Source organism: Microbacterium sp. CCH5-D1, assembly GCF_001557335.1.
GTDB lineage: Bacteria > Actinomycetota > Actinomycetes > Actinomycetales > Microbacteriaceae > Microbacterium > Microbacterium oxydans.
Map to the genome: position 1 here is coordinate 1 of NZ_LSJW01000230.1, position 11,641 is coordinate 11,641.

Here is an 11,641-nt window from a genome sequence, read left to right on the forward strand (position 1 = left end):
ACCCCGACGACACCGCCCGCTGCCCCTCCCGCTCCGCCGACCGCAGCCCCGGCCTATCCGGCGCCCACGGCACCGGCGTACCCGCAGCCGGAGCCCACGCCTCCCGGTCGCGTCCTGTCGATCGTCGGTCTGGTCCTCGCCTTCCTGGCGGCGCCGATCGGACTCATCCTGAGCATCGTCGCCGCGGTGAAACTCGGCAAGACCGGGCAGCCGAAGGGGCTGGCCATCGCGGGCATCATCATCGGCGCGATCCTGACGATCCTCGGCATCATCGGGATCATCCTGTCCGTCACCGTCTTCGCCGCGATCTTCGGCACGTGCGCCGAGCTGGGCGCCGGCGTCTGGGAAGTCAACGGCGTCACCTACACCTGCGGGTGACCGCAGCGGCGTGACACGAAGAGGGGCCGGATGCGATGCGCATCCGGCCCCTCTTCGTGTCACGCCTACTTCTTGTAGTTCGGCGCCTCGACCACGATCTGCACGTCGTGCGGGTGCGACTCCTTGAGCCCTGCCGAGGTGATGCGCACGAACTTGCCGCGCGTCTTGAGCTCCTCGATCGTGCGCGCTCCGACGTAGAACATCGACTGACGCAGCCCGCCCACCAGCTGATAGGCGACCGCGGCGAGCGGTCCGCGGTACGGGACCTGGCCCTCGATGCCCTCGGGGATCAGCTTGTCGTCGCTCGGGACATCGGCCTGGAAGTAGCGGTCCTTCGAGTACGAGGTCTGCTTGCCGCGCGTCTGCATCGCGCCGAGCGAGCCCATGCCGCGGTACTGCTTGAACTGCTTGCCCGACTGGAAGACGATCTCGCCCGGCGACTCGTCGGTTCCGGCGAGGAGCGAGCCGAGCATCACGGCGTCGGCACCGGCGACGAGCGCCTTGGCGATGTCGCCCGAGTACTGCAGACCACCGTCGGCGATGACCGGAACGTCTGCGGGACGAGCGGCGAGCGAAGCCTCGTAGACCGCGGTCACCTGCGGCACGCCCACGCCGGCGACGACGCGGGTGGTGCAGATGGACCCGGGGCCGACGCCGACCTTGACCGCGTCGACTCCGGCATCGATGAGAGCCTGAGCGCCTTCACGGGTGGCGACGTTGCCGCCGATGACGTCGATGTGTGCGAAGGACTCGTCGGCCTTGAGCCGGCGGACGAGGTCGATGACACCCTGCGACTGCCCGTTGGCCGTGTCGACCACGAGGACGTCGACCCCGGCATCGCGCAGCGCCTCGGCACGCTCCCACGCGTCGCCGAAGAAGCCGATCGCCGCGCCGACGCGCAGACGCCCCTGGTCGTCCTTGGTGGCGAGCGGGTACTTCTCACTCTTGTCGAAGTCCTTGATGGTGATGAGACCGGCGAGCTTGCCGTCGTCGTCGATGAGCGGCAGCTTCTCGACACGGTGCTTCGCGAACAGGGCGATGACCTCGCCTGCGGCCACGCCCACCGGAGCGGTGACGAGGTTCTCCCGCGTCATGACGTCCTTGACGAAGGTGGTCTGCCGCTCGAAGCCGGAGACGAAGCGCATGTCGCGGTTGGTGATGATGCCGACGAGCCTGCCCTCGTCGTCGACGACGGGGAGGCCGGAGATGCGGTACTTCGCGCAGAGGTTGTCGACCTCTTCGACCGTCGCATCCTGCGTCGTGGTGATGGGGTCGGTGATCATGCCGGACTCGCTGCGCTTGACGCGGTCGACGTGCGCTGCCTGGTCGGCGATGGAGAGGTTGCGGTGCAGGATGCCGATGCCGCCTTCACGCGCCATCGCGATCGCCATCCGCGACTCGGTGACCGTGTCCATGGCGCTCGAGAGGAGCGGCGTCGCGACCGAGATGCGCCGGGTGATGCGCGACGAGGTGTCGGCCTCGCTGGGGATGACATCGGTGTGCCCGGGGAGCAACAGCACGTCATCGTACGTCAGTCCGACGAAGCCGAAGGGATCGTGCTGTTCCATGGATTCTCCTTCTGCGCGAGTCGCGCATGTCCGAGTGCGAGGGGGTGGTCGACGTCGGCCGGTGCGGGGCCGCGGCCCGTATGAAGATTCTAAGCGAGACACGCCCGAGAACATTCCCAGAGCCGCGTCGTTACCGGACCGTTGGCCCCGACCGTAGGTGAATCGGCGATGGCGCATTACGCTCAAGTGCGTCGTCCATCTCTGCGGACAAACCCGAGATCGCAGAGACACAGCACTCAAAGTGGAGGTTGCGTGGGACCCACAACACTCGCCGTGCAGCGAAAGCGACCCTGGGTGGTCGCCTTCCTCAGTATCCTCATGGCGCTCACAGCGTTCCTGTTCCTGCCCCCGTCAGCGGCCTCGGCCGAGACGACGGACGACGGGCAGGAGGTCACCGATTTCTACTTCGCCGGCGTCGTGACCTTCGACGACCAGCCGGTCGAAGGCGTGGTCATGACCATCGAGGGCAAGGGCTTCGACGGCGAGACCGAGACCGATGCCGACGGCAAATGGCGCCTGTACGTGCCCGAGAAGGAGAAGTACACCCTCAAGGTCGATGAATCGACGCTGCCGGACGGCGTGATCGTCGATGCGACCCAGCTCCCGGAGGGCACCCAGCCGATCGCCGGGACCACGGCCTCCTTCGAAGTCGAGTTCGGCCTCACCGGGACGAAGATCATGAACCTCTTCCTCGGCGAGGGGCAACGGGTCACCGTCTCCTTCGTCGACCAGCTGCTCTCACGCCTCGTCGGCGGACTGAACTTCGGACTCCTGCTGGCTCTCGCCTCGATGGGCGCTGCCCTCATCTACGGCACCACGCGCCTCTCCAACTTCGCGCACGCCGAGATGGTCACGTGGGGCGGCCTCGTCGCCCTCGTCACGACCACGTTCTGGCACCTTCCTCTCTGGCTCGGCATCGTCGCAGCCGTCATCGGCGGCGGCCTGTTCGGCTGGGCGCTGGATGCCGGGATCTGGCGTCCGCTCCGCCGGCGCGGTCTCGGTGTCGTCCAGCTGATGATCGTCAGCATCGGGCTCTCGCTCGCGCTGCGATACGCGTTCCAGTTCATCATCGGCGGAGGCACATATCAGCTCCCCGGTGCCAGCCCCACCCCGATTCAGTTCGGGCCGATCTCACTGTCCTACATCGACATGATCGCGATGGGTGTGAGCATCGTCGTGATCCTGGCCGTGGCCTTCTTCCTGACGCGCACCCGCATCGGCAAGGCCACCCGCGCGATCTCCGACAACCCGCAGCTCGCTGCCGCGTCCGGGATCGACGTCGACCGTGTGATCCGTTACGTCTGGATCCTCGCGGGAACGCTCGCCGCCATCTCCGGCATCCTGTGGGCGTACTTCCGCCCCGGCGTGAAGTGGGACATGGGGATGCAGATGCTCCTGCTGATCTTCGCCGCGATCACCCTCGGCGGCCTCGGCACGGCGTTCGGCGCTCTGGTCGGATCTCTCATCGTCGGCATGGCTGTCGAGGTGTCGACGCTGTGGATCCCGTCCGACCTCAAGTATGCGAGTGCTCTCGTGATCCTCATCCTCATCCTCCTCGTGAGACCTCAAGGGCTGCTCGGACGCAGGGAAAGGTTGGGCTGATCGCCATGGACTTCGGAAGCATCTTCTCGAACACGGCCGTCTACCTGTTCAGCCCGGTCACCATCGCCTACGCGCTCGCGGCGACCGGCCTCGCCGTGCACTTCGGATACGCCGGACTGCTCAACTTCGGCATGGCCGCGTTCATGGCGATCGGCGGCTACGGCTACGCCATCTCGGTGCTCAGCTTCGGCCTGCCGTGGTGGATCGGCATGCTGATCGGCCTGGTCGGCGGCGCCCTCTTCGCCGTGCTCCTGGGCATACCGACGCTGCGGCTCCGCGCCGACTATCTCGCGATCGCCACGATCGCCGCGGGCGAGATCGTCCGTCTCCTCTTCACCACGCAGGTGTTCGACGAATGGACCAACAGCGCCGACGGCCTCGCCCAGTACAACGGCGGATTCCGCGACGCGAACCCCATCCCGCCGGGGACCTACGGGTTCGGACCCTGGACGTACAGCGCGAACGACCTCTGGAACCGCGTGTTCGGCGTGATCGTCCTGGTCATCGCCATCCTGCTGGTGTGGGCGCTGATGCGCAGCCCGTGGGGCCGCGTACTCAAGGGCATCCGCGAAGACGAGGACGCCGTGCGCTCGCTGGGCAAGAACGTCTTCGCCTACAAGATGCAGGCGCTCGTCGTGGGTGGTGTGATCGGTGCCGCGGGTGGGATCGTCTTCGTCCTCCCCTCCGCGGTCGTCCCCGGCAGCTACTCGACGTCGCTGACGTTCTTCCTGTGGACGATCCTCCTCCTGGGAGGCGCGGCCACGGTGTTCGGACCCACGCTCGGTGCGGTGCTCTTCTGGGTGGTGTTCGCCTTCATGGCCAACCTGCTCCCGTCGATGGCGAAGGCCGGGCTGCTGCCGATGACCGACAGCCAGGCGTCGACCCTCGTCTTCGTCTTCGTCGGCATCGCCCTGATGCTGCTCGTGATCTTCCGCCCGCAGGGCATCCTCGGAGACAAGAGGGAGATGACCTTTGTCAAATGAACTGACCCCGGAACAGGTCCCCGGCTCGGCGGACACCGCGGTGACCGCGGCTCCCTCCACGGGGAGCATCCGACGCCCGAAGACCACCGGCCTGACCACGGGTGAGGTGAAGCCCGGAGTCGCGAAGGTCGATCCGATCCTCGTCGTCGACGCCGTCCAGCGTCGCTTCGGAGGCCTGACCGCCGTCGACGTCGATCACCTCGAAGTCCCCCGAGGAGCCATCACCGCGCTGATCGGCCCGAACGGAGCAGGCAAGACGACGCTCTTCAACCTGCTCTGCGGATTCGACAAGCCCAACAGCGGCACGTGGTCGTTCGACGGCACGAGCCTCTCCGGGGTGCCGTCGTTCAAGGTGGCCAGGATGGGCCAGGTACGCACGTTCCAGCTCACCAAGTCGCTCTCGCTGCTCACGGTGCTCGAGAACATGAAGCTGGGCGCTCCGCATCAGCGCGGTGAGGGATTCTGGTCCAGCCTGTTCCCTGTCCTCTGGAGGGCACAGGACAACGAGATCGAGGCCAAGGCGCGCGAACTGCTGACGCGCTTCAAGCTCGACGCGAAGGAGAAGGACTTCGCCGCGGCCCTCTCGGGTGGCCAGCGCAAGCTCCTCGAGATGGCCAGGGCGCTGATGAGCGACCCGACGCTGGTGATGCTCGACGAGCCCATGGCCGGCGTCAACCCCGCGCTCACGCAGTCGCTCCTCGACCACATCCTCGACCTGAAGGAGGAGGGCATGACCGTGCTCTTCGTCGAGCACGACATGCACATGGTGCGTCACATCGCCGACTGGGTGATCGTGATGGCCGAGGGGCGGGTCGTCGCGGAGGGCCCTCCCGACGAGGTCATGGAGAACCCGGCTGTCGTTGACGCGTACCTCGGTGCACACCAGGACGTGGACCTCGGCGCCGTCACCGGACGTATCCCGGTGCTCCCCGATGCCGCCGCCAGCAGGCTCCGCGAGGAGATCGAAGCGGAGGCGGAGGCCGAGCTCGAGGCGACCGATCCGGTTCCCGGCACCGCTACCGATACCGAGGGAAAGGGCACCGCATGAGCGGGGAAACGCCGACCGATGCAGCGACGAGCGCGGCTCAGGACGATGTCGTCGTGAAGCTGACCGACGTCCATGCCGGCTATCTTCCCGGTGTGAACATCCTCAACGGTGCCAACCTCGTGGCGCGGCAGGGAGAGCTGATCGGGATCATCGGTCCGAACGGGGCGGGGAAGTCCACTCTCCTGAAGGCCATCTTCGGGCTCGTGAACGTGCGAAGCGGCGACATCACGGTGAAGGGTGAGAGCATCGTGGGTCTGAAGGCCGACAAGCTCGTCCGGCGCGGAGTGGCCTTCGTGCCGCAGACCAACAACGTCTTCCCCTCGCTGTCGATCGAGGAGAACCTGCAGATGGGGCTGTACCAGAACCCCAAGATCTACGACGAGCGACTCGAGTTCGTCACCGGCATCTTCGCCGAGCTGGGCAAGCGCCTCAAGCAGCGCGCCGGTTCGCTCTCCGGTGGTGAGCGGCAGATGGTCGCCATGTCCCGTGCCCTCATGATGGACCCGTCGGTGCTGCTGCTCGACGAGCCGTCGGCCGGCCTCTCCCCCGTGCGACAGGACGACGCGTTCATCCGGGTCTCCGACATCAACAAGGCCGGTGTCACGACGATCATGGTGGAGCAGAATGCTCGACGCTGCCTGCAGATCTGCGACCGAGGGTACGTCCTCGATCAGGGCAAGGACGCGCACGAGGGAAGTGGCAGGGACCTGCTGAACGACCCCAAGGTCATCGGTCTCTATCTCGGCACGCTCGGCACCGACGCCGCCTGAGCGGCGAGCGAGAAGCCGCGAGCGAGAAAGCCGCCGACACCACGACAAAGGCCCCGGATCGGATCCGGGGCCTTCGTCGTGTGATCGTCTGATCAGTTGGTGCGGGTGATCATGTTGTCGGCACCGTACTTGTAGATGCCGATCGACGCACCCTGCGGGTCGCCGGCCTCATCGAACGTGACGTCACCGGAGTAGCCGTCGTAGTCGGCCGTGCCGCCGTCGTTGATGATCTTGGCGCAGTCGGCGAAGCTGGTGCACTTCTTGCCGTCACCGGAGCCGCCCGACACCTCCTGCATCTTGGCCGCGATGTCCGCGCCGTCCGTCGAGCCGGCGGCCAGGGAGGCCAGCGCCACGAGGATGACGGCGTCGTACGCCTCAGCCGCGTAGGTGAAGTCCTTGACCTCGGCGTTGCCCTCACCCGTCCAGAAGTCCTGCAGACGCGAGGTGAAGTCGTCGGCGAGTGCGGGGCCGGCCTTGGTTCCCTGCGCGCCCTCGAGCGAGACCGGGATCTCCGAGCCGTAGTCGGACAGGTTGCCGTCGACCATGTAGAACTTGTCGGCCGAGATGCCGGCGTTCACCAGCAGAGGCGCGATGGTCTTGAACTGGTCGAACGACACGATCGCGACCGCGTCGGGGTTCTGCGCCTTGATCGTCTCGACCTGGGCGTCGAACTGCGCGTCGCCGACGTTGAACGACGCCTCGGCGACGACCTCGCCACCGGTGCCCTCGAAGGTCTCCTTGATCGCCGCATCGAGGCCCGTGCCGTACGCGTCGTTCTGGTAGATGATGCCGAGCGTCTTCGCGCCGTCCTCGGCGATGAGGTTGCCGAGCACCTCGCCCTGCAGCAGGTCGCTGGGGGCGGTGCGGAAGTACAGACCGTTGTCATCCCACGTGGTGAAGTCGGGCGAGGTGTTCGACGCGGAGATCTGGAGGATCCCGGCGCTGACGTTGCCGTCGAGGATGAGCTTGGAGACACCGGATGCGGCAGCTCCGACGATGGCGGAGACGCCGGCGCCCTGCAGCTTGGTGATCGAGGTCTCGTAGGCCTTGGTGTCGGTGTCGCCCTCGTCTTCGGCCGTCAGGTCGATCGTGATGCCGGCGGCCGCGTCGTTGACCTCCTGGACGGCCAGCCCGACGCCCGACTCCATGGGCGGGCCGAGGAACGCCAGCGAGCCGGTCTGCGGAAGCAGCGAGCCGAGCTTGAGCGTCAGATCGGCTGCGGGCTTGTCGCTGCCGCCGCTCTCCCCGCTCGGAGTGCTGCTGCAACCAGCGATGACGATGGCGGATGCACTGACCAGTGCGATCCCGGCGAAGACCTTCGCTGTGCGCGAGCCCTTCAATGCGTTCATGATGCTCCCTTGCGTAACTGAACGTGGATTGTGACCACAATCGGGTGCTCTAACACTAGGGCGTGAGTATCGCGCACAGGGGGTGCAAGTGTCTCGGTGCGTTAACGATCCGGGACCGGGTTCCCTGACCCGTGGTCCTCGGGATCAGGCGGCCTCGACCCGTGGAATCCTGCGCCCTCGTCGCGCGGCGAGCAGGAGGTCGACCACGAAGACGCCGATCGCGATCCACACGATGATGAAGCCGGCCCAGCGCTCGGCCGGCATCGGCTCGTGCAGCACCAGGACCCCGATGAGGAACTGCATGACGGGGGTGATGAACTGGATCATGCCGATCACCGTGAGGTTGATGCGTCGGGTTCCCGCGGCGAAGAGCAGCAGCGGAACGGCCGTGGCGACACCGGCGAAGGCCAGCAGCAACGCGTGCGCCCACCCGTTCGCGCCCATCGTGATGCCCGACGTGAGCGCGACGATGATCAGCTGCGCCACCGCGATGGGGATCAGCCAGAACGACTCCAGAGTCAGGCCGCTGATCGCATCGACCGCAGGGCCGATCTTCTTCTTGATGAGCCCGTACACGCCGAAGGACGCGGTCAGCGACAGCGCGATCCACGGGAACTGCCGGTAGGCGACGACGATCACGATGACGGCGATCGCCGCGATGGCGATGGCTGCCCACTGCAGTCGGCGGATGCGCTCCTTCAGCACGAAGACACCCAGCAGCACGGTCGTGATCGGGTTGATGAAGTACCCCAGGCTCGTCTCGACGACGTTGCCGCTGAGCGTTCCGATCAGGAACACCTGCCAGTTCACATAGATCAGCAGACCCGCCAGCGCGGTCAACCCCAGCAGCTTCGGCTGGCGGATGATGACGCCGAAGGCCACCCAACCGCGCGTGACGGTGAGGAGCAGGACGCAGAAGACGAAAGAGAGCAGCACCCGCCAGGCCACGACCTCCCACGGACCCGTCGGAACGAGGAGAAGGAAGTAGAGGGGAAGCACGCCCCAGAGGAGGTACGCCCCTCCGGCGTAGGCGACTCCGGCGGTCTGCGTGGCGCGGGTCGTCTCTGGGGTCACCGCACAACCCTATGCCCGCGGCGAGGATGCGGACCGCGACGGCTGAGCCTCCCGGCGGAGTTTGGCAGGAAAGGGATGCCCGCTGGCGGACGCAGAAGGGGGCCCGGATGCGAGACGCATCCGGGCCCCCTTCGAGGACCTCACTCTGCCCCTCATGAGAGGCGGGGAACAGGTTCAGCAGATCAGCGGACGACGACCGCCAGGACGTCGCGAGCCGACAGGACGAGGAACTCGTCTGCGCCGAACTTCACCTCGGTGCCGCCGTACTTGCTGTAGAGCACGCGGTCGCCGACGGCGACGTCGAGCGGAACACGGTTGCCGTTGTCGTCGATGCGGCCGGGGCCGACCGCCACGACCTCGCCCTCCTGGGGCTTCTCCTTGGCGGTGTCGGGGATGACCAGGCCACTCGCGGTGGTCTGCTCGGCCTCGACCTGCTTGATGACGATGCGGTCCTCGAGCGGCTTGATGGAAACCGACACGGTCTACCTCTTCTTTCTTGACGCTGACACGAAAGACTTGTTCGCACTCTCAACCCGAGAGTGCTAATCCAGTCTAGGCGCTCGGCTGGCACTCACGCAATGCGAGTGCCAGTGAGCGACGCGGTTCGACTCGAGGCGCGGCCGATTAGGCTGAGACCGTGGAGATGTCCGAGCTGCGCGCCCTGCTCACCCCCGAAGGTCTCGAGCTTCTCGACACGACCGGTCCTATCGAGTCGACCACCGAGGTCGCGCGAGCGGTGTCGCGGCTGCGTGCGGCCGGCCACTCCCCCGACCTCGTGTCCGCCGTCGTCGGGCAGGCGCACCTGCGGTCGAGGGCAGCGACGAAGTTCGGCCCCTTCGCCGCCCGCATGCTCTTCACCAGGGCCGGCCTCGAGCAGGCGACGCGGCTCGGTGTCGCGGCACGGCACGCCCAGCGCATCCGTCAGTCGGGCTTCACCCGTGTAGCCGACCTCGGCTGCGGTATCGGCGGCGATGCGCTCGCCTTCGCCGGAGCCGGACTCGAAGTGCACGCCGTCGACGCCGACGAGGTCACCTCCGCCATCGCGGCATACAACCTGGCGCCGTTCGGCGACGACGCCGCGGTGCGGCACGAGACGGCGGAGGAAGCCCTCTCCAGACTGGACGACGGGGACGCGGTCTGGATGGACCCGGCCAGACGCACCTCCGGGCACAGCGAGACCAGGCGTGTCTCCGCCGACGACTACTCCCCCTCCCTGGACTGGGCGTTCGATGTGGCCGCACGTCGCCCGACCGGCATCAAGCTCGGACCGGCCCACGACCGCGACGCACTGCCCGCCGATGCCGAGGCGCAGTGGGTGAGCGCCGACGGCAGCGTGGTCGAACTCGTCGTGTGGAGCGGATCCCTCGCCCGAGAAGGAGTGCGCCGCGCGGCACTGGTGATCCGCGGCGAGCGCTCGCACGAACTCACGGCTGCGGCCGACACCGCCGATGAGCCCGTGCGCGAGCTCGGCGCCTTCCTGCACGAGCCGGACGGGGCCGTGATCCGCGCGCGGCTGATCGGAGAGGTCGCCCGCAGTCTCGACGCCGGCATGCTCGACGAACACATCGCCTATCTGACATCCGACGCAGCCCTGACCAGTCCGTTCGTGCAGTCCTTCCGCGTCAGGGAGACGCTTCCGGCGAGCCCCAAGGCGATCAACGCCGCGCTCAAGGCGAACGATGTCGGACGCCTGGAGATCAAGAAACGCGGAGTGGATGTCGATCCCGCCGCCTTCCGGAAGAAGCTCACGCTGCGCGGAGACCAGGAGGCGACGCTGATCCTCGTCCGCATCGGCGACCAGCGCCGCGCGATCCTCGCCGACCGGGTGCCCGCGGCGAGCTGACGTCCGCTCAGCCGTCCGGATCGCGGCCCGGCGGTTCGACCACGATGGGGTCACCGGGTGGGGCCTCTACCCGGACGATCTCGCCCGGGCCTCCCCTCCCCGGCGATGCCTCGGTGATGACGAGGTAGGGCGTCTGCCACCTCGTGAACCTCGCCGCGAGAGTCGAGGTGCCGATGAGCGCACCGTCTCCGCCGTCGATGCGGTCGATCCGCGTTTCGAGTCCGGACTCGACGGCGGCGGTGGAGGCGGCGCACGTCATCGCATCGACCGCATCGACGATGAGGCACTTCTCGACGGTGCCTAGATCCGACACGCGGTCCCCGGTCCACACCGGCAAGGTGCGGAAGGAACCGACGATCTCGAGGGACGAGACGAACCCCTCGCCGGCCAGCTCCTCCGCGCGTGACCGCTCCGCACCCGCGAACTGCGACGGTGAAGAAGACGTCATCGGCCAGCGTTCCAGGGTGACGATCGGCTCCCCCGTCGTCGAGAGGAGCATCGAGGCGCTCACCGCCTCCACTCCGCGAGGGGTGTCACCGCTGTCCTCCATGGGGACCGGGATCGTCGCGCTCAGGCCGCGCCCGATGCTGTCGACCGGGAGGCAGGTCGACTGCGACTGCGCGCCGACGTCGAGGATCAGGCACCGGATGCCGGCCTCCTCACGGGTCGCGTACCAGGCCAGCGCATCCCCCTCTCGCGCGAGGGGCACGACCGAGCCGGGATCGAAGTCGGCTGCGGCGAGCGCGTCACGGCGGTCCTGCTGCACCGCCGTCAGCGTGACCTCCGGCGATGGCGGCGCGAACACCGCCCAGCCGATGCCCACTCCGGCCGCCAGCAGCAGGACGGAGACGACGGGCACCAGCACGGGGAGCCGACGCAGCGTCCGGGCGAGGATCTCCCGCCGGCGCGGCACGTCGCTATCGGGGGGCGGCTCGGTCCCTTCACCGACGACCGGCGCTGCCGCTGAGGCGACGTCGGCCGCGGGTTCGGGCGGCGCTGGCCGGGAATCGTCATCCGGTGCGGGAG

At 67.6% G+C, this 11,641-nt stretch carries 11 protein-coding genes; 6 read left to right on the plus strand and 5 right to left on the minus strand.

The annotated features are described in order from the left end of the window. On the plus strand, positions 1 to 378 hold a 378-nt coding region (locus tag AX744_RS20765), incomplete at its 5' end, for a hypothetical protein (RefSeq protein ID WP_061017471.1). 65 nt (positions 379 to 443) lie between these two features. On the opposite strand, the gene guaB is transcribed toward AX744_RS20765, so the two are convergent. Further along, on the minus strand, positions 444 to 1,946 hold the full coding sequence (guaB, locus tag AX744_RS13635; RefSeq protein ID WP_058631856.1) for an IMP dehydrogenase: 1,503 nt from the start codon (positions 1,944 to 1,946) through the stop codon (positions 444 to 446). 252 nt (positions 1,947 to 2,198) lie between these two features. Between guaB and AX744_RS13640 the strand changes: the two genes are divergently transcribed. Genes AX744_RS13640 through AX744_RS13655 form a run of 4 tightly spaced genes read left to right on the plus strand, consistent with a single transcriptional unit; the run spans position 2,199 to position 6,349 of the window. Next, positions 2,199 to 3,548 (plus strand): branched-chain amino acid ABC transporter permease, encoded by a 1,350-nt coding sequence (locus tag AX744_RS13640; protein ID WP_061017473.1) that lies wholly within the window; start codon positions 2,199 to 2,201, stop codon positions 3,546 to 3,548. Between the two features lie 5 nt (positions 3,549 to 3,553). Beyond that, positions 3,554 to 4,531, plus strand: a complete 978-nt coding sequence (locus tag AX744_RS13645; RefSeq protein ID WP_058631857.1) for a branched-chain amino acid ABC transporter permease — start codon at positions 3,554 to 3,556, stop codon at positions 4,529 to 4,531. Positions 4,532 to 4,571: 40 nt separating this feature from the next. Further along, positions 4,572 to 5,579 carry an ABC transporter ATP-binding protein gene (locus AX744_RS13650; protein ID WP_442922834.1) on the plus strand — a complete coding sequence of 336 codons (1,008 nt, stop codon included), beginning with the start codon at positions 4,572 to 4,574 and terminating at the stop codon, positions 5,577 to 5,579. Beyond that, complete coding sequence (locus AX744_RS13655) at positions 5,576 to 6,349, plus strand: ABC transporter ATP-binding protein (protein WP_046747417.1); 774 nt, start codon at positions 5,576 to 5,578, stop codon at positions 6,347 to 6,349. The genes AX744_RS13650 and AX744_RS13655 overlap by 4 nt, the downstream gene beginning before the upstream one ends. A gap of 92 nt (positions 6,350 to 6,441) precedes the next feature. On the opposite strand, the gene AX744_RS13660 is transcribed toward AX744_RS13655, so the two are convergent. The 3 genes from AX744_RS13660 to groES form a co-directional block, all read right to left on the minus strand. Beyond that, entirely contained in the window at positions 6,442 to 7,698 is a 1,257-nt protein-coding gene (locus AX744_RS13660) for an ABC transporter substrate-binding protein (RefSeq protein WP_046747416.1), read from the minus strand. Positions 7,699 to 7,842: 144 nt separating this feature from the next. Next, complete coding sequence (gene rarD / locus AX744_RS13665; RefSeq protein ID WP_058631858.1) at positions 7,843 to 8,772, minus strand: EamA family transporter RarD; 930 nt, start codon at positions 8,770 to 8,772, stop codon at positions 7,843 to 7,845. Positions 8,773 to 8,954: 182 nt separating this feature from the next. After that, the gene (groES, locus tag AX744_RS13670) at positions 8,955 to 9,251 is read right to left on the minus strand and encodes a co-chaperone GroES (protein ID WP_017203655.1); all 297 of its coding nucleotides are present in this window, start codon (positions 9,249 to 9,251) and stop codon (positions 8,955 to 8,957) included. A 158-nt stretch (positions 9,252 to 9,409) separates the two neighbouring features. On the opposite strand from groES, the gene AX744_RS13675 reads away from it, so the two are divergent. Next, positions 9,410 to 10,615, plus strand: coding sequence for a class I SAM-dependent methyltransferase (locus AX744_RS13675; protein WP_061017476.1), 1,206 nt, complete (start codon positions 9,410 to 9,412; stop codon positions 10,613 to 10,615). Positions 10,616 to 10,622: 7 nt separating this feature from the next. Here the strand turns inward: AX744_RS13675 and AX744_RS13680 are convergent. Beyond that, a partial coding sequence (locus tag AX744_RS13680) for a hypothetical protein (RefSeq protein ID WP_231728816.1) occupies positions 10,623 to 11,641 on the minus strand: 1,019 nt, incomplete at its 5' end.

What these genes read in the sequence shown, in the direction of transcription:
- AX744_RS13660 (WP_046747416.1), bottom strand. Translation starts at nt 7,698, where the DNA reads ATGAACGCATTGAAGGGCTCGCGCACAGCGAAGGTCTTCGCCGGGATC.
- AX744_RS13645 (WP_058631857.1), top strand. Translation starts at nt 3,554, where the DNA reads ATGGACTTCGGAAGCATCTTCTCGAACACGGCCGTCTACCTGTTCAGC.
- AX744_RS13655 (WP_046747417.1), top strand. Translation starts at nt 5,576, where the DNA reads ATGAGCGGGGAAACGCCGACCGATGCAGCGACGAGCGCGGCTCAGGAC.
- guaB (WP_058631856.1), bottom strand. Translation starts at nt 1,946, where the DNA reads ATGGAACAGCACGATCCCTTCGGCTTCGTCGGACTGACGTACGATGAC.